Here is an 18,251-nt window from a genome sequence, read left to right as displayed (position 1 = left end):
CGACCCGGCCGCGCCGAAGATCCGCCGCGCGGTCGGCGCCGGGATCCACGGCATGATCCCGCTGCAGGCCGGGCTGATCGCGCGCACCGGCGCGTGGCGCTCGGCGCTGGCCGTCGCCGCCGCGTTCCCGATCGCGCGGGCGCTGAGCCGGAAGGTGTCGCCGACATGAGGTTCGGGTACGGCACCAACGGCTTCGCCAACCACCGCCTCGGCGACGCCCTGCGCGTCCTGTCGGACCTCGGCTACGACGGCGTCGCACTGACCCTCGACCACCAGCACCTCGACCCGTTCGGGCCGGACCTCGCCCGGCACGTCGCGTCGCTGGCGGCCGAGCTGGACCGGCTCGGGCTGGCCGTCGTGATCGAGACCGGCGCGCGGTTCCTGCTGGACCCGTGGCGCAAGCATTCGCCGACGTTCCTCGACCCCGACCGCGCGCGCCGCGTCGAGTTCCTGACCCGGGCCGTGGAGATCGCCGCGGACCTGAACGCCGAGGCGGTTTCGTTCTGGAGCGGGAACAAACCCGCCGACCTGTCCACCGAGGACGCTTGGGCGCACTTGGTCGACGGGTGCGCCGACGTGCTCAAGGCGGCGGACGAGCACGACGTCAAGCTCGGCTTCGAACCGGAGCCGGGGATGCTCGTCGAGGACCTGGACGGGTACTTCGAGCTGGCCCGGCGGCTGGGTGACCCGTCGCGCTTCGGCCTGACGCTGGACATCGGGCACTGCCGGTGCAACGAGTCCGCGTCCGTGCCCGACTGCGTCCGCCGCGCGCTGCCGCGGCTGGTCAACGTGCAGATCGACGACATGCGCCGCGGCACCCACGAGCACCTGGAGTTCGGGCGGGGCGAGATCGACTTCCCGCCGGTGCTGGAAGCGCTGTCGCCGTACTCCGGGCTGGTGGCCGTGGAACTGCCGCGGGACAGCCACGCGGCGCCGCGGATCGCCCGCGAGTCCCTCGAATTCCTGCGGAAGGCGGTGGCGGCGTGAACGCCTGGCTGGACAAGGCACTGCACGACGTCGCCGCCGACGCGACGGTCCTGCGCACGGTGTTCCCGGGCGTCGGCCGCCGGGTGGGCCGGGGCCCGTCGGACGTTCCGGGGTGGACGGTCGACGACGTGGCCCGCGTGGAACTGCTCAAGGCCGCACCCGGCGCGGCCGCCGAGATGCCGGACCTCTACCGCTACGGCGACGCCGCCGAGAAACGAGCCGTCCTCCGTGGACTGTCCGTCGTGGACACCGGCGACGCCGGGCTCGACCTGGTCGCGGATGCCTTGCGCACCAACGACACCCGCCTGGTGACCGCCGCGATGGGGGAGTACGCCGCCACGCACCTCGACGACGCCGCGTACCGCCACGGCGTCCTCAAGTGCGTGTTCATGGGCATTCCCCTGGCCGACATCGCCGGGCTCGACCGCCGGACCGACGAGGAGCTGCTGCGCATGATGCGGTCCTTCGCCGCCGAGCGCACCGCCGCGGGCCGCGACGTCCCCGCCGACCTCCTCCCGCTGCTGACCGAACAGGACGCCTGATGCGCATCTTCGACCCGCACATCCACATGAGCTCCCGGACCACCGACGACTACGCGGCGATGCACGCGGCCGGCGTCCGCGCGCTCGTCGAGCCGGCGTTCTGGCTGGGCCAGCCCCGCACGAACGTCGGCAGCTTCACCGACTACTTCGACGCACTGGTCGGCTGGGAGCCGTTCCGCGCGAGCCAGTACGGCATCGCGCACCACTGCACGATCGCGTTGAACCCCAAGGAAGCCAACGACCCGCGCTGCGCTCCGGTGCTCGACCTCCTGCCGCGCTACCTGGAGAAGGACGGCGTGGTCGCGGTCGGCGAGATCGGCTACGACTCGATGACCGCCGAGGAGGACAAGGCGTTCGCCGCGCAGCTCGCGCTGGCCATCGACCACGACCTCCCGGCGATGGTGCACACCCCGCACCGCGACAAGGCCGCCGGGACCGAGCGCAGCATCGCCGTCGTCCGCGAGTCGGGGATCGCGCCGGAACGCGTGGTGCTGGACCACCTCAACGAGGTCACCGTCGCGATGGTCAAGGAATCCGGGTCCTGGATGGGGTTCTCGATCTACCCGGACACCAAAATGGACGAAGAGCGGATGGTCGCGATCCTCCGCGAATACGGCACCGAGCGCGTGCTGGTGAACTCCGCGGCGGACTGGGGCAAGAGCGACCCGCTCAAGACCCGCAAGACCGGCGACGCGATGCTGGCCGCCGGGTTCAGCGAGGACGACGTCGATCAGGTGCTGTGGCGCAACCCCGTCGAGTTCTACGGCCAGAGCGGGCGGCTGTCACTGGAATCCGGCACCGCGGCCGCCGAGTTCGCGGGCAACTCCATCCTGCGGGGGGCGCGCAAGTGAGGTTCCGGCACCGCGACGGCTCGCTCGTCCACCTCGCCTACTGCACCAACGTGCACCAGGCCGAGGACCTCGACGGCGTGCTCGCCCAGCTGGCCCGCTTCGGCGAGCCGGTCCGCGAACGCCTCGGCGTGAGCCGGCTCGGGCTCGGCCTGTGGCTGGCCCGGCCGGTCGCGGCCGAACTGGTCGCCGACCCCGCCGCAGTCGCCCGGCTGCGCGGTGAGCTGGCCACGCGCGGCCTGGAGGTCGTCACCTTCAACGGGTTCCCGTACCAGGGGTTCCACGACCCGGTCGTCAAGCACAAGGTGTACCGGCCGGACTGGTCGACGCCCGAGCGCACGCAGTACACCTTGGACCTGGCGAAGCTGCTGGCCGAGCTGCTGCCCGACGACGCGGCCCGGGGCAGCGTCTCGACGTTGCCGCTCGGCTGGCGCACGGAATGGCAGGACGACCGCGGTCAGCTCGAGCTGCTGGCCAAGGGACTGGCGGCGCAGCGGCGTCCGGTGCGGGTGGCATTCGAACCCGAACCCGGGTGCGTCATCGAGACGACCGCGCAGGCCGCGTCGCTGCTGTCCGATGTGGACACCGACTGGCTCGGTGTCTGCCTCGACACGTGCCACCTCGCCGTGGGCTTCGAGGACCCGGCCGCCGCGCTGGGACGGCTGGAAGCGGCCGGGCTGGACGTCGTCAAACTGCAGGCGTCGGCGGCCCTCGAAGCCGCTGCGCCGAAGGATCCCGCGACGCGCCGGGCGCTGGAGTCCTTTGTGGAACCCCGGTTCCTGCACCAGAGCAACGAAGGCGCCCCGCCGGGAGCCGACGACCTCGATCTGGCGCTCGCGGGCGGGCTCCCGGGCGAGGCGCCGTGGCGCGTGCACTTCCACGTGCCGCTGCACGCCGACCCGGCGCCGCCGCTGACGTCGACCCGGCCGGTGCTGGCCGCGACGCTGGCCGAGCTGTTCGGCGGCGCCACCGCGCGCACCGACCACGTCGAGGTCGAGACCTACACCTGGCAGGTGCTCCCGGACGCACCCGCCGACGACGCCGGGCTGGTCGCGGGCATCGCGGCCGAGCTGGACTGGACCCGGCGTTCCCTGATCGAACTAGGCTTGGAAGAGGTTTCCGAATGAGCTTGCTGGTCCTCGACGTCGTCGGGCTGACCCCGCGGCTGCTGCCGCACATGCCCAACCTGCGCAAGATGGCCGAGCCCGGCTTCACGGCGCAGCTCGACACCGTCTTCCCGGCCGTGACGTGCTCGGTGCAGTCGACGTTCCTCACCGGCCTGCAGCCCGCCGAACACGGAATCGTCGGCAACGGCTGGTACTTCCGCGACCTCGGCGAGATCTTCCTCTGGCGCCAGCACAACAAACTGGTGCAGGGCGACAAGTTCTGGGACGCCGCCCGCCGTGCGCAGGCCGGGCACCGCGTCGCCAACGTCTGCTGGTGGTACGCGATGGGCATGGACGTCGACCTGACCGTGACCCCGCGGCCGATCTACCACGCCGACGGCAAGAAGTCCCCGGACGCCTACACCTACCCGCCGCAGCTGCACGACCGCCTGGTCGGCGACCTCGGCGAATTCCCGCTGTTCACCTACTGGGGCCCGACCGCGGCGATCACGTCGTCGAAGTGGATCATCGCCGCGGCGCAGAAGATCATGGCCGAGGACAAGCCGGACACCACGCTCGTCTACATCCCGCACCTGGACTACGACCTGCAGCGCTTCGGCCCGGACGCGCCGCAGGCCGCGGCGGCCGCGCGCGAGATCGACACGGCGTTGAAGCCGCTGCTGGACTTCGCGGCCGCAGGCGGGCACACCGTCGTCGCGCTCTCGGAGTACGGCATCACCAACGCGAGCCGCCCGGTCGACATCAACCGGGCGCTGCGCCGCGAGGGCCTGCTCAACGTCTACGTCCAGGCGGGCATGGAGTACCTGGACCCGTGGACGTCCCGGGCGTTCGCGGTGGCCGACCACCAGGTCGCGCACGTCTACGTCGCCGACCCGGCGGACATCCCGCGCGTGCGGGACATCGTCGCCGGACTGTCCGGAGTGGACGTCGTGCTGGATCGCGAAGGCCAGGCGTCGATCGGGATCAACCACGAGCGCGCGGGCGAGCTGGTCGCGATCGCCGACCCGGACGCCTGGTTCACGTACTACTACTGGCTGAGCGACGACCGCGCGCCGGACTTCGCGAAGACCGTCGAGATCCACCGCAAGCCCGGCTACGACCCGGCCGAGCTGTTCTTCGACCCGAACGACCCGGCGGTGAAGCTGAAGGCGGCGTCGGCTTTGGCCCGCAAGAAGCTCGGCCTGCGGTACTCGATGCAGGTCGTCCCGCTCGACCCGGCGCCGGTGCGCGGTAGCCACGGCCGGCTGCCCGACGCGCCCGAGGACGGACCCGTGCTGCTGTGCTCGGATCCTTCGCTCGCGCGCGAAAAGATCCACGCCACCGAAGTCAAGGAACTGCTGCTCACGGCTATCCGCACCGAGTAGGACGCACCCAGGAGGTCAGACATGGCACGACCGTTGACGTTGTTCACCGGGCAGTGGGCCGATCTGCCGTTCGAGGAGGTGTGCGAGCTGGCGAGCGGATGGGGTTACGAAGGCCTCGAAATCGCCTGCTGGGGTGACCACTTCGAAGTGGATCGCGCGCTGGCCGAAGACGGGTACGTCCCGGCGAAGCTGGCGACGCTGGCCAAGTACGACCTCAAGGTGTGGGCCATCTCGAACCACCTGGTGGGCCAGGCCGTCTGCGACCACCCGATCGACGAGCGGCACGAAGCCATCCTGCCCGCCCGGATCTGGGGCGACGGCGAACCCGAGGGCGTCCGGCAGCGGGCGGCGGCCGAAATGCAGGCCACCGCCCGCGCCGCGGCGAAGCTCGGCGTGTCCACTGTGGTCGGTTTCACCGGCTCGTCGATCTGGCACACGGTGGCGATGTTCCCGCCGGTGCCGCCGTCGATGATCGAGCGCGGGTACGCCGACTTCGCCACGCGCTGGAACCCGATCCTGGACGTCTTCGACGAGGTCGGCGTCCGCTTCGCCCACGAGGTGCACCCGAGTGAAATCGCGTACGACTACTGGAGCACCGTCCGGACGCTGGAGGCGATCGGCCACCGCCCGGCGTTCGGGCTGAACTTCGACCCGTCGCACTTCGTCTGGCAGGACCTCGACCCGGCCGGGTTCCTGTGGGATTTCAAGGACCGCATCTACCACGTCGACTGCAAGGAGGCCCGCAAGCAGCTCAACGGCCGCAACGGGCGGATGGGTTCGCACCTGCCGTGGGCGGATCCGCGCCGCGGCTGGGACTTCGTCTCGACCGGCCACGGCGACGTCCCCTGGGAGGACGTCTTCCGGATGCTCAACGCCATCGGCTACGACGGCCCGATCTCCATCGAGTGGGAGGACGCGGGCATGGACCGGCTCATCGGCGCCCCGGAAGCGCTGGAGTTCGTCCGCAAGCTCAACTTCACCCCGCCCACGGCGGCGTTCGACGCCGCTTTCTCCTCGAAGTAGCGCTTCTGTTCAACGGGTGACCGCCAGCCCCGTCGGAAGGTGATCGAAACCGGCTTCGCGCCACACCGGGGCGAAGCACGCTCAAAATCAGGAAGGATCCACATGTCTCCGTCCCCACCGAAGTGGGCGAGGCTGTTCGGCACCGCGCTGCTGGGCGCCGGCCTCCTGCTCACCCTCGACACCCCGGCCCGCGCGGACCTCCCGCCCGCGGACTACCAGCAGGTCGCGCTCGCCACCGGCGCGGCCGAGCTGGGCGGCGAGGCGATGTCGCTCGCCGTGCTGCCCGACCGCTCGGTCGTGCACACCTCCCGCGACGGCACCGTCCGCGTCACCACCGCGGCCGGCGCGACGTCGATCGCGGGCAAGCTGAACGTCTACACGCACGACGAAGAAGGCCTCCAGGGCGTCGCGGCCGACCCCGGCTTCGCCACGAACCGGTTCGTCTGGCTGTACTACTCGCCACGGCTGTCCACACCGGACGGTGACGCGCCCACCGACGGCACCGAGGCGGACTTCGCGCCGTACAAGGGTGAGCTGCACCTGTCGCGGTTCGTCCTGAAGGCCGACAACACGCTCGACCTGGCCAGCGAGAAGGTCGTGCTGAAGGTGGCCAACGACCGCGGGCAGTGCTGCCACGTCGGCGGGGACATCGACTTCGACGCCGCGGGCAACCTGTACCTGACCACCGGCGACGACACGAACCCGTTCTCCTCCGACAGCTACTCGCCGATCGACGAACGGACCACGCGCAACCCGCAGTTCGACGCGCAGCGCTCGTCCGCCAACACGAACGACCTGCGTGGCAAGCTGCTGCGGATCCACCCGCAGGCCGACGGGACGTACACGATCCCGGCCGGCAACCTCTTCGCACCGGGGACCGCGAGCACGCGGCCGGAGATCTACGCGATGGGCTTCCGCAACCCGTTCCGGATGAGTGTCGACAAGCCGACCGGGGTCGTCTACCTCGGCGACTACGGCCCGGACGCCGGCGTCACCAACCCCGACCGCGGGCCGCAGGGCCAGGTCGAGTTCGACCGGATCACCGGGCCGGGCAACTTCGGCTGGCCGTACTGCACCGGGTCGAACACCACGACCGAGACGTACAACCACTACACATTCCCGAGTGGACCGTCGGGTGCGAAGTACGACTGCGCGGGCGGTCCGACGAACTCGTCGTTCCGCAACACCGGGCTGGCCAAGCTGCCGGTGCCGAAGCCCGCGTGGATCAAGTACGCGGGCGACGAAGGCTCGCCGCCGGAGTTCGGCAGCGGCTCGGAGTCGCCGATGGGCGGACCGGTCTACCGGTACGACGCGGCTTCGACGTCCACGGTCAAGTTCCCGCAGTCCTTGGACGGCAAGTACTTCGCGGGCGAGTACGGTCGCAAGTGGATCAAGGCGGTCACCGTCAACGCCGACGGGACGCGCGGGGCGATCGAGGACTTCCCGTGGACCGGCACGCAGGTGATGGACATGGCGTTCGGCCCGGACGGCGCCCTGTACGTCCTCGACTACGGCACCGGCAGCGACAACCAGGCGCTGTACCGGATCGAGTACCTCGCGGGCACGAACCGCAACCCGGTGGCGAAAGCCGCGGCCGACAAGACGTCCGGGCCGAACCCGTTGACCGTCAACTTCTCTTCGGCGGGGAGCGCCGACCCCGAGGGCGGGGCGCTGACCTACCGCTGGGACTTCGGCGACGGCTCGTCGTCGACGGCGGCGAACCCGGCGCACACCTACACGACCAACGGCACGTACTCCCCGACGGTGACGGTGTCCGATCCGGAAGGGCTGACGGGCACGGCGAGTCTCGTCGTGACGGTCGGGAACACGGCGCCCACTGTTGCGCTGGGGTCTCCTGTGGACGGTCAGTTGTTCTCCTTCGGTGACACCGTGCCGTTCCAGGTGACCGGCAGCGATCCGGAAGACGGGCCGCTGGACTGCTCGAAGGTCAAGGTCACGTACCTGCTCGGCCACGACAGCCACGAGCACCAGATCACGCAGGCGACCGGGTGTTCGGGCTCGATCGCGGTCCCGGTCGACGGCGAGCACGACGCCGCCGCGAACATCTACGGCGTCTTCGACGCGCAGTACACCGACAAGGGCGGGCTGACGTCGCACAGCGTCCGGAAGCTGCAGCCGCGGCACCGCCAGGGCGAGCACTTCTCGGCGCAGTCGGGGATCCAGCTCGCCGACCACGGCGCCGCGGAGGGCGGCCGGACGGTCGGGTACACCGACGACGGCGACTGGATCTCGTTCACGCCGTACGCGCTGGGCAACGCCACCTCGATCACCGCGCGGGTGTCGTCGGGCGGCCCGGGCGGCACGCTGGAGGTGCGCGCGGGTTCGCCGACCGGCACCCTGCTCGGGTCGGCGGCCGTCGCCAACACCGGGAACTGGGACACGTTCGCCGACGTCACGGCGAACCTGGCCGCCCAGCCGGCCGGGACGACGACGCTGTACCTCGTGTTCAAGGGCGTGACGGGGCAGGGAAACCTGTTCGACCTGGACGCGTTCACGTTCACCACCGCCGCTCCCGCGATCGAGGGCGAGTCGTTCACGTCCGGTTCCGGCGTCCAGATCGCGCCGCACGCCGGCGCGAGCGGCGGCAACACCCTGGGTTACATCGAGAACGGCGACTGGGCCGGGTACGCGTCGGTGATCACGGCGGGCGCCCGGTCCTTCACCGTGCGGATTTCGTCGGCAGGCGCGGGCGGGACGATCGAGATCCGCTCGGGTTCGGCCACCGGGACGCTGCTGGGGTCGGTGGCCGTGCCGGCGACCGGCGGCTGGGAGACGTTCCAGAACGTGACGACGTCGGTGTCGAGCGGCTCGGGAGCGTTGTTCCTGGTGTTCCGGGGCGGTTCCGGCTCCCTCTTCGACGTGGATTCCTTTACGCTGGGCGGTATGCCGACCCAGGTGGATCCGTCCTACGACGTACTGGTCTTCTCCAAGACGGCGGGCTTCCGCCACGATTCGATCCCGGCGGGCATCCAGGCCATTCGCGAACTGGGTGCGGCGCAAGGATTCAACGTGACGGCGACCGAGGACGCGTCGGTGTTCACTTCGCTGTCCTCTTACGAAGCCGTGGTATTCCTTTCGACGACCGGCGATGTCCTGGACGCCACGCAGCAAGCGGCATTCCAGTCCTATGTGGAAGGAGGCGGCGGCTACGTCGGCATCCACGCGGCGGCGGACACGGAGTACGACTGGCCGTGGTACGGCCAATTGGTCGGTGCGTGGTTCAAGAGCCATCCGGCGATCCAGCAGGCCCGCTTCGTGACGGAGGACAACACCCACCCGGCGACGGCGGGCCTGCCCGCGGTGTGGACGCGGACGGACGAGCTGTACAACTACCGGACGAACCCGCGGGGCAGCGTGCACGTGCTGCAGACGCTGGACGAGTCCAGCTACACGGGCGGCGAGATGGGTGCGGACCACCCGATCACGTGGTGTCACCCGCAGGGCAGCGGCCGGGCGTTCTACACGGGACTCGGCCACACGATCGAGTCCTATTCGGACCCGGTGTTCCGGGCGTCCTTGCTGGGCGCGATCCGTTATGCGGCTGGTGTTGCTCCGGCTTCGTGCGGGACGTCGTCGTCCACTGTGGAAGGTGAGTCGTTCACGTCGAGTTCGGGGGTTCAGGCCGCATCCCACGCCCCGGCAAGCGGCGGCCAGACCCTGGGCTACATCGAGGACGGCGATTGGGCGGGGTACGCGTCGGTGAGCACTTCAGGTATCACGCGGTTCAGTGCCGTGGTGTCGTCGGCTGGCGCGGGTGGCACGATCGAGATCCGCTCCGGTTCGGCTACGGGTGAGTTACTGGGGACGGTGACGGTGCCTGTTACGGGGAGCTGGGAGACGTTCCAGACGGTCTCGACCACGGTCACGTCGGGTACGGGGCCGCTTCACCTGGTCTTCCGAGGTGGGGCGGGGTCGCTGTTCGACATCGACACCCTGACGGTGTCATGAGTCCGGGAAGGTGACGCGGGGCTCGGCGGGCGAGTGGACCCGGACGTGGCCCCAGTCTCCGGTGATGTCGTAGCACCCGTGTTGGTAGCGGAAGCTGTCGATGTTGCCGAGGTCTTCCTCGCCGGAGGCGTCCCGGTAGGTCTGTGAAGACCGAGAGACCCACTCGACCTTCTGGACACCGGCGATGGTCAGCACGGCATCGGCGTAGCAATACTGTTCACCCACCCGTGGCTCGTGGTAACGGGGGTGTGCGCCGGTGAGGACGAGGTCCAGCGTAAAGGCGAGGGAGTCCGGCGTCTCGCGGATGCCGAGGACGTAACTGTCCTCCAGCCGGACGTGCGTCAAGTCGGTAAAGGTCCTCATGCGACAAGCATGCCGTTAAGGCCACCTTACGGGCGTCAGACGCCCGTAAGGTGGCCTTAACGGCATTGGGCTCAGCGCACGCCGAGCAGGTGCTCCAGCGCCAGCTGGTTCAGGCGCGTGAAGTGGTACCCGCGCTCGGCCGCCGCGTCCAGGTCGAAGTCGTCGTTCAACACGTCGTCGAACGTCTCGCCCGGGGCCAGCGTCGGCGTCGACAGGTCCGGCACCCGCGAAGCCGCCAACGCCTCGGCCACCTCGGGGTCGGACCGGAACTTCGCCGCCTTCTCCTTCAGGATCAGGTAAGTCCGCATGTTCGCCGCCGCCGAGACCCAGACGTCCGAGGGGTCTTCCGTCCGCAGCGGCTTGTAGTCGAAGTGCCGCGGACCTTCGTACCCGCCGTTCTCCAGCAGGTCCACCAGGAAGAACGCGCTCTTCACGTCACCGTGGCCGAAGATCAGGTCCTGGTCGTACTTCGGGCCGTGCTGGCCGTTCAGGTCGATGTGGAACAGCTTGCCCTGCCACAGTGCCTGCGCGATGCCGTGCACGAAGTTCAGGCCCGCCATCTGCTCGTGCCCGACCTCCGGGTTCAGCCCGAACATCTCCGGCCGCGCCAGCTGGGAGATGAAGCCCAGTGCGTGGCCGATCGTCGGGAGCAGGATGTCGCCGCGGGGCTCGTTCGGCTTCGGCTCCAGTGCGAACCGCAGCGAGTAGCCCTTCTCCACGACGTAGTCCGCCAGCAGGTCGAGGCCCTCCTTGTAGCGGGCCAGCGCCGCGCGGACGTCCTTCGCGCCGTCGGACTCCGCGCCCTCGCGGCCGCCCCACACGACGTACGTCTCCGCGCCGAGCTCGGCCGCCAGGTCGATGTTGCGGCGGACCTTGCGCAGCGCGTAGCGGCGGACGTCGCGGTCGTTGCTGGTCAGGCCACCGTCCTTGAACACCGGGTGGGTGAACAGGTTCGTCGTCGCCATCGGCACCTTCAGGCCGGTCTCGGCCAGCGCCTTGCGGAACGCCTCGATCGCCTTGTCGCGGTCCGGCTCGGTGGCCAGCAGGTCGTCGTCGTGGAAGGTCACGCCGTACGCGCCCAGCTCCGCCAGCCGGTGGACGGTCTCCACCGGGTCCAGCGGCGGCCGCGTCGCGACCCCGAACGGGTCGTTCGCGGGCCAGCCCACGGTCCAGAGGCCGAAGGTGAACTTGTCGGCCGGCCGGGGGGCGTAGTCGCTCATGACGATCCCTTCATTTAGTTCACGATGTAGACTAAATATGCGCCGCAGGGGTCCCGGGCGTCAAGAGGGCCGGTTAAAGTGCACAGCAGGGAGGGACACGATGACCCAGGCCGTGCGGCACGAGGAGATGCGCGCCCGCAACCTCGAGGTCGTGCTGGGCGCGGTCCACCGCGGCGGCGCGCTCACCCGCGCCGCGCTCGCCGAGGTCACCGGCCTGACCAAGTCGACCGTGAGCAAGCTGGTCGGCGACCTGGTCGACGCGGGGCTGCTCGCCGAAACCGGGCCGGCCCGGGCGGGCGAACGCGGCCGCCCCGGCGTGGAAGTCGTGCTCAGCGGGGCGCGCGTGGCGTCGCTCGGGCTCGAGATCAACGTCGACTACCTCGCCGTGCGCGTGCTCGACCTCACCGGCGACGTCCGGTTCGCCGCCCGCCGCGAGCGCGACAACCGCGGCTCGAGGCCGAAGAAGGTCCTGGGGGAGCTGCAGGCGCTCGCCACCGAGGCGCTCGCCGAGGCCCACCGGCTCGGCCTCGAGGTCGCGGGCGCGGTGCTCGCGGTGTCCGGCCCGGTCGGCGACGGCGTGCTCTTCAGCGCCCCCAACCTCGGCTGGCAGGACGTCCGCCCGGCCGACCTGCTGCGCCTGCCGATCCCGGTCGAGCTGGACAACGAAGCGAACCTCGCGGCCCTCGGCGAGCTCTGGTACGGCGACGGCGAACGCGACTTCCTCTACGTCTCCGGCGAAGTCGGCATCGGCGCCGGCCTGGTCGTCGACGGCACGCTGTTCGCCGGCGCCCGCGGCCTGGCCGGCGAGCTGGGCCACGTCGTCGTCGCACCCCAGGGGCCGCTCTGCCGCTGCGGCGGGAACGGCTGCCTGGAGACCTTCGCGGGCCAGGAAGCGTTGCTGGCGGCCGGAAACGCGTCGGCGCTCCCCGCGTTCCTGACGGCGCTGGCGGACGGCGACCGCGCGGCGCGGGAAGCGTGCGAGGCCGCCGGGAAGGCTCTCGGCGTCGCCCTGACGTCGGCGGTGAACCTGCTCGACCTCGACCGCATCGTGCTGGGCGGGGTGTTCACGCAGCTGTACCCGTGGCTGTCCGGCCCGGTGTCGGAGGTGCTGACCACCCGCCTCGGCGGCCTCCGCGGCGCGCCACCGGTGCTGACGGCGTCACGCCTGGGTGGTGACGCCGCGACGCTCGGGGCGGCGGGCCGGGTCGTGCACCGCGTGCTCGCCGATCCGGCGCCGTTCGTCAGCCGGGCTCAGGAAGCGTAAGCGCCCGCGGTGGTGCCGCCGCCCGGACGACGTGAATGACTCATTCATGTCGCCAGACGACATGAATGAGTCATTCACTACATCGCCGCGCGCTCCCCGGCAAAGCGAAAACCGCCCCGGGCGAACCCGGGGCGGCTTCCGTTGAGCGGGACTAGCTCACCGCGTTGATCAGCACCAGCGAGGAGCCGACCGTGACACCGGTGTCGGTCTGTACGGTCAGCTGACCGCGCAGGGTGCGGCCCGCCGCCGGGGCCGCCGTGGCGGTCACCGTCGCCGGCACCGTCCACGTGCTGCCCGACGCGTGCGCCGCGTTGGCGTCGGTCACCGCGACCGAACCGAAGCCCGGGTTGGTGAAGACGTCGAGGTAGTCGAACTCGGTCGTGCCCGACGGCACCGCGTACCCGTCGACCAGCGCGACCCAGACGCCCGCGGCCGGGTTGGCCACGGTCACCGACTCCTCGGAGTCACCGTCCGCGCTGACCGCCGCCTGCACGCAGGAGCCGGTCGTGCAGTTGTACAGCACCAGGTCCAGGTCGGCGCCGACGTCGGACGTCTTGCCGATCGTGGCCGTCAGCGACGTCGAGCCCGGCGTCACCGCGATCTGGTACTGCTGCTGCACGCCCTCGGCGATCGACGGCCGCGACACCTTCGCGCTGCCCAGCGTGGCGCCGTTCAGCTTGCCGGTGAACCCGCCGAGCGTGTTCGTCACGGTGTACGACCGCGCGATCGGCGTGTTCAGCGTGGCCGAAGCGATCGTGTCCGGGTTCGGCGCGATGGCCGTGCCCAGCACCGAAGCCGACAGCTTGTACGCCGCGTCGGCCACGTCGGACGTCCGGCGCGCCTCGACGACGATCTCCCACACGCCCGGGAGCGGGTTGGCGATCGTGCGGCTGGTCGGCGTGCCACCGGGGCAGCCGGCACCCGCGTCGGGGAGGTAGCAGTACGTCGTGGACGTGCTCGCCTCGGCCGGGACACCGGTCGGGTCGTAGCGCAGGAACCGCACCTGGCCCTTGCCCGGCGCGCCGGCGCCGGCGTCCAGGTCCACCTTCAGCGCGCTGGCGCCCTGGGGCACCCGCACGAAGTAGCTGGTCGCCTGGTTGCGGGCGATCTTGCCGGCCACGTCGACCTGGAAACCCTTGTCGGCGGTGAACTCCTGTGGCGCGAAGACCGTGTTGAGGGTCTGCACGTCGATGCCGACGGTCAGCGGGTTGTCCAGGTACAGCAGCGCCGAGTGGGCGCCCGCGGTCTTCGGGTTCACCTTGACGTCGAACTTCACCGGCGTGTTCAGCGGCAGGACCACCGTCGACGCCGAGGAGAACGTCCCGTCGTTCCCGGTCCACCGCGCGAAGTACGGCACGGGGTGCGCCGAGCCCGTGGTGCGGGTGATCGTGTAGGTGCGGGTGTAGGCCTTGCCCGTGGTCACGCCTTCGCGGTCGTGGATGCCCACGCCCGTGTTCGGCGTCGCCAGCAGGTTCGACAGCGCCGTGTGCACCTCGACCGACGTCGAAACGGCGTCCGGCTTCGGGTTCAGCGACAGCGCGACGAACGCGGCCGGGACGTTGAACAGCCCCGCGCCCTGGGCGTACGCGCTGATGCCCGGCACGAACCGCGCCGTCGACTTGATCGCCGCGCGCAGCTGAGCCACCGGCGGCCGCTGGCCCTGGTGCGTCGCCTTGTACGCGCTCACCAGCAGGGCCGCCGCGCCGGTCGCCTGCGGCGCCGCCATCGACGTGCCCTGCAGCATGGCGTAACCGGCGGGCAGGGAGTACGTCCCGGCCACCGGGCTCCCCGCCGTCCAGCGCGGAACGGTGGCGATCGCCGCGCCGGGCGCGATGATGTCCGGCTTGAAGCCGCCGTCCTCACGCGGGCCGCGCGAGGAGAACGGGTGCAGCGACTCGGCGTTCGCGGTGACCGAGCCGTAGTTCGACAGCCAGGTCTCCTTGGTGATGTACGAGCCGACCGAGATCGCGTCCGTTGCCACCGACGGGTCGCCGACGGTGTTCGCCCCGGCGCCGCTGTTGCCCGCCGAGATGAAGATCTGGACGTTGTACTCGGCGATCGTGCGGTTGTAGAGCTCCGCGCGGGCGTTGTTGCCGTCGTTGAGCGCCGGCAGGCCGCCGATCGAGATGTTGATGACGTCGGCGCCGTGGCTGGCCGCGTAGACGACGCCGTCGATCAGGCCGGACGAGGTGCACGCGCTGCCGGTGAGGCAGACCTTGACCGCCAGCACCTTCGCGCCGGGGGCCGCACCGTCCATCTTGCCGCCGAAGAGGTCGTTGCCGGTCGCGATGCCCGCGACGTGCGAACCGTGCTCGGCGCCGGCGATGCCGATGCCGACGTAGCCCGGCTTGTCGGTCTGGACCACGAACGCCATCCGCTCGGCGATGTCCGTGGCCGGGTTGTCGGTGCCGAAGAAGCCGACGTCGTACTTCTTGGCGTAGTCGGTCATCGGCTTCTCGTCGGTGAAGTCGCCGTTGCCGTTGAGGTCGACCCGGACCTCCTTGGTCGCCGGGTCGAGCAGCACGCCCCACGAGTCGGCGCGGTCGCCGTCGCGGTTGATGTCACCGCCGGTTTCGCTGTCCGCGCCGCCCAGGTCGCCCGCGGTCTCGCCGAACACGCCGAAGGTGTACGGGCCGCCGGTCGCCGGGGCCGTCCAGCTCTTGCCGTTCGCGGTGAAGGTGCCGGTGTAGGTCTGCGTGGACTGCTTGACCCAGGTGCCGTCACCGGAGTTGGTGGCGTTGGCGTTGTACCAGTCGACGATCTTGCGTTCGCCGTGGCTGGTGGTGGCCAGCGCGGGGGAGTCGAGGTCGACGCCGGAGTCGAGCACCGCGACCGTGGTGTCCTTGCCGTCCCAGTTGGGCAGGACCTGGCCGAACTGCGCCGCGTAGGTGTCCCCGGTCGGCAGGTACGGGTTGACGCGCGGGGTGTCCTTGCCCGGGGCCGGCTGCGGCAGCGGGGTGGTCGCGCCGTCGGGCTTCGGGTCGTCGCGCATGATCAGGCCGTCGACGTCGACGGCGTTCACGGACTTGAGCTTCGCGGCCTTCTCGGCCTTGTCCGTGGGGACGGTGACCTTGACGTAGTCGAGCTTGGTGTCGGTGGACTGGACGACGCCGCCGAGGGCCTTGAGCTCGTTCACGGCGGCACCGGTCTGGCCCTTTTCCGCCGCGATCAGCAGCGTGACGTCGGGCTTGCCGGCCTTCTCGGCCTCGGCGACGAGCGCGCGGTCGTGCTCGTCGAGGGTCTTGCCGTCGGCCGCGCCCGAGGTGGGCGGGGCCGGCTGGGCGGACGCCACGGGAACGGCGACGCCGAGGACGGAGGCGCCGAGTGCGGTGGCGAGGACGGTGATCCCGGCCCGCCGTCTCCAGCGCGATCTGTGCTGTGTCACTGAAACGACCCTTCGTGAAGATGTGCGTCCGAGCAGTACACCGTGTGGGATCTTCGTCAGCAATAAGACAGTTAGCCCAAAGACCGCAATTGGTTGCGAGCCGAATGGCCTAACCGGCTGACCGGTTAGGCGGTAACCCGAAGCCGCACTTTCACGTGAAAGTGCGGCCTTGCTATACGTGCGTATAGGGGACTACATTTACGTGTAGTCGGCTACACGTACGTATAGGACGGGCATGAGCACCGAAGACCTCACCGCGCGGGCCCGGATCCGCGACGCCGCCATCCGGCTGTTCACCGCCCGCGGCATGGAAAAGACGTCGATCCTGGACATCGCCGAGGAAGCCGGGGTGTCGGGTGGGCTCATCCGCCACCACTTCGGCTCGAAGGACGGCCTGCGCGAGGCCTGCGACGCCCACGTCTTCGACGAGCTGCTCAAGTTCAAGGAGGACGTGCTGGCGAAGGGGGCCGCGAACCCGGGGTTCCTCCCGTCGTTCGACGCCCGCCAGCTGCTGTACCGCCGGTACCTGGGTCGCGCGCTGATCGACGGCTCCGAAGCCGCGGCCGCCCAGTTCACCGAGATCGTCGACGGCACCGAGCGCTACTTCCGCGAGCAGGGCATGGAAATGCCCGACCCGCGGGGCGTCGCCGCCGCGCTCGCCGCGATGACCGGCGGGCTGATGATCCTGCAGGACCACGTCGCCCGCGTGCTCGGCGAGGAGCCGGGCACGCACGAGGCGATGCTGCGCATGTCCCTGGCCGCCGGGCACCTGTTCCTCAACCCGCTCGGCGACGGCGAAACCCTCGAAAAGGCCCGCGAAGCGCTGGCCGCCTACGAACGGAAGGGATGACGATGGCCGAAGCGATCACCGCCGACGGCCTCACCAAGGCGTTCGGCCGGACGAGGGCCCTCGACGGGCTCGACCTGACCGTCCGCACCGGCGAGGTGCACGGCTTCCTCGGGCCCAACGGCGCCGGCAAGACCACGACGATCCGCGTCCTGCTGGGGCTGATGCGCGCCGACGGCGGCCGCGCCACCCTGCTCGGCGGCGACCCGTGGGCCGACGCGACGCGGCTGCACCGGCGGCTCGCGTACGTGCCGGGCGACGTCACCCTCTGGCCCAACCTCACCGGGGGCGAGGTCATCGACCTGCTCGGCCGGCTGCGCGGCGGTCTCGACGCCAAGCGGCGCGCGGAGCTGGTCGAGCGGTTCGACCTCGACCCGCGCAAGAAGGGCCGGACGTACTCGAAGGGCAACCGGCAGAAGGTCGCGCTCGTCGCGGCGCTGGCGTCCGACGTGGAGCTGCTGGTCTTCGACGAGCCGACGTCCGGGCTCGACCCGCTGATGGAGGAGGCGTTCCGGCAGGTCGTCGAGGAGGAGCGGGCCCGCGGCGACCGGACGGTGCTGCTCTCTTCGCACATCCTGTCCGAGGTCGAGGCGCTGTGCGACCGCGTCACGATCATCCGGGCCGGCCGCACGGTCGAGTCGGGCACCCTCGACGAGCTGCGGCACCTCGGCCGGATCACGATCGACGCGTCGCTCGCGCACGTGCCGGCGGACCTGGGGTCGCTGCCGGGCGTCCACGACCTGGGCACGTACGGCTCGCACGTCCACCTGTCGGTCGACCAGCCCGCGCTGGACGACGTGATGCGGCACCTGGCCGGAGCCGGACTGCGGAACCTGGTCAGCCGCCCGCCGACGCTCGAGGAGCTGTTCCTCCGCCACTACGAGCCGGCGCGATGACCGGGACCTTCGCGCTGCTGCGCCTGGTGCTGCGCCGCGACCGCCTGCTGCTGCCGCTGTGGATCATCGTCTTGACGGCGGCGCCGATGGGGTACCTGTCCTCGATCGAGGCTGCGTACCCGGACGCGGCTTCGCGACAGCACTTCTACGACCTCAACGCGTCGAGTGCGATGTTCGTCGTCCGCAACGGCCCGCTCTACGGCTCCTCGGTGGGGAACCTGCTGGCGTGGCAGTGCGGGTTCGTCCCGGTCGTGGCCGGGCTGATCGCGCTGCTCACGGTGCTCCGGCACACCCGGACCGAGGAGGAGGCGGGCCGCCGGGAGCTGACCGGCGCGACGGTCGTCGGGCGGCACGCGTGCCTGGCGGCCGCGGTCATCGCCGCCTGCGGGGCGTGCCTGGCGTACGGGGTGCTCGTG

13 protein-coding genes and 1 pseudogene are annotated in these 18,251 nt (G+C 70.7%); 11 read left to right on the top strand and 3 right to left on the bottom strand.

Going from position 1 to position 18,251, the window contains the following annotated elements; translation table 11 throughout:
- Positions 1-165: 165 nt before the first annotated feature.
- From G3I65_RS58690 to G3I65_RS00900, 7 genes are all read left to right on the top strand, one after another.
- Complete coding sequence (locus G3I65_RS58690; RefSeq protein WP_160693850.1) at positions 166-987, top strand: sugar phosphate isomerase/epimerase; 822 nt, start codon at positions 166-168, stop codon at positions 985-987.
- Positions 984-1,529, top strand: a complete 546-nt coding sequence (locus G3I65_RS58685) for an EboA domain-containing protein (protein ID WP_160693848.1) — start codon at positions 984-986, stop codon at positions 1,527-1,529. The genes G3I65_RS58690 and G3I65_RS58685 overlap by 4 nt, the downstream gene beginning before the upstream one ends.
- Entirely contained in the window at positions 1,529-2,380 is an 852-nt protein-coding gene (locus G3I65_RS00920; RefSeq protein ID WP_160693846.1) for a TatD family hydrolase, read from the top strand. Before G3I65_RS58685 ends, G3I65_RS00920 begins: the two co-directional genes overlap by 1 nt.
- Entirely contained in the window at positions 2,377-3,504 is a 1,128-nt protein-coding gene (gene eboE / locus G3I65_RS00915; RefSeq protein ID WP_160693844.1) for a metabolite traffic protein EboE, read from the top strand. The genes G3I65_RS00920 and eboE overlap by 4 nt, the downstream gene beginning before the upstream one ends.
- Positions 3,501-4,868 (top strand): nucleotide pyrophosphatase/phosphodiesterase family protein, encoded by a 1,368-nt coding sequence (locus G3I65_RS00910; protein ID WP_160693842.1) that lies wholly within the window; start codon positions 3,501-3,503, stop codon positions 4,866-4,868. The genes eboE and G3I65_RS00910 overlap by 4 nt, the downstream gene beginning before the upstream one ends.
- 21 nt (positions 4,869-4,889) lie before the next feature.
- On the top strand, positions 4,890-5,891 hold the full coding sequence (locus G3I65_RS00905; RefSeq protein ID WP_160693840.1) for a sugar phosphate isomerase/epimerase: 1,002 nt from the start codon (positions 4,890-4,892) through the stop codon (positions 5,889-5,891).
- 102 nt (positions 5,892-5,993) lie between these two features.
- Positions 5,994-9,860 (top strand): carbohydrate-binding protein, encoded by a 3,867-nt coding sequence (locus G3I65_RS00900; protein ID WP_160693838.1) that lies wholly within the window; start codon positions 5,994-5,996, stop codon positions 9,858-9,860.
- On the opposite strand, the gene G3I65_RS00895 is transcribed toward G3I65_RS00900, so the two are convergent.
- Together G3I65_RS00895 and xylA are read right to left on the bottom strand one after the other, a co-directional pair.
- A complete protein-coding gene (locus G3I65_RS00895) occupies positions 9,855-10,223 on the bottom strand; it encodes a hypothetical protein (protein WP_160693836.1) in 369 nt (122 codons plus the stop codon). The genes G3I65_RS00900 and G3I65_RS00895 overlap by 6 nt on opposite strands.
- Before the next feature lie 71 nt (positions 10,224-10,294).
- A complete protein-coding gene (xylA, locus tag G3I65_RS00890; protein ID WP_160693834.1) occupies positions 10,295-11,443 on the bottom strand; it encodes a xylose isomerase in 1,149 nt (382 codons plus the stop codon).
- Between the two features lie 100 nt (positions 11,444-11,543).
- On the opposite strand from xylA, the gene G3I65_RS00885 reads away from it, so the two are divergent.
- Positions 11,544-12,707: an ROK family transcriptional regulator gene (locus G3I65_RS00885; protein WP_160693832.1), complete on the top strand. Its 1,164-nt coding sequence runs from the start codon at positions 11,544-11,546 to the stop codon at positions 12,705-12,707.
- A gap of 151 nt (positions 12,708-12,858) precedes the next feature.
- Here G3I65_RS00885 and G3I65_RS00880 read toward each other — a convergent pair whose 3' ends face one another.
- Positions 12,859-16,092: a S8 family serine peptidase gene (locus tag G3I65_RS00880; RefSeq protein ID WP_160693830.1), complete on the bottom strand. Its 3,234-nt coding sequence runs from the start codon at positions 16,090-16,092 to the stop codon at positions 12,859-12,861.
- 235 nt (positions 16,093-16,327) lie between these two features.
- On the opposite strand from G3I65_RS00880, the gene G3I65_RS00875 reads away from it, so the two are divergent.
- The 3 genes and pseudogenes from G3I65_RS00875 to G3I65_RS00865 form a co-directional block, all read left to right on the top strand.
- Positions 16,328-16,942 carry a TetR/AcrR family transcriptional regulator gene (locus tag G3I65_RS00875; RefSeq protein WP_160693828.1) on the top strand — a complete coding sequence of 205 codons (615 nt, stop codon included), beginning with the start codon at positions 16,328-16,330 and terminating at the stop codon, positions 16,940-16,942.
- Between the two features lie 2 nt (positions 16,943-16,944).
- Positions 16,945-17,835 carry an ABC transporter ATP-binding protein gene (locus G3I65_RS00870; protein ID WP_163046626.1) on the top strand — a complete coding sequence of 297 codons (891 nt, stop codon included), beginning with the start codon at positions 16,945-16,947 and terminating at the stop codon, positions 17,833-17,835.
- Positions 17,832-18,251: pseudogene (locus G3I65_RS00865) on the top strand (ABC transporter permease); the annotation flags it as partial. The gene G3I65_RS00870 and the pseudogene G3I65_RS00865, both read left to right, overlap by 4 nt.

It is taken from the genome of Amycolatopsis sp. SID8362, from assembly GCF_010550475.1.
In the GTDB taxonomy this organism is placed as follows: Bacteria; Actinomycetota; Actinomycetes; order Mycobacteriales; family Pseudonocardiaceae; genus Amycolatopsis; species Amycolatopsis eburnea.
Note: the sequence above shows the minus strand (reverse complement) of the source record. Positions and strands in the feature narration are given on the sequence as shown.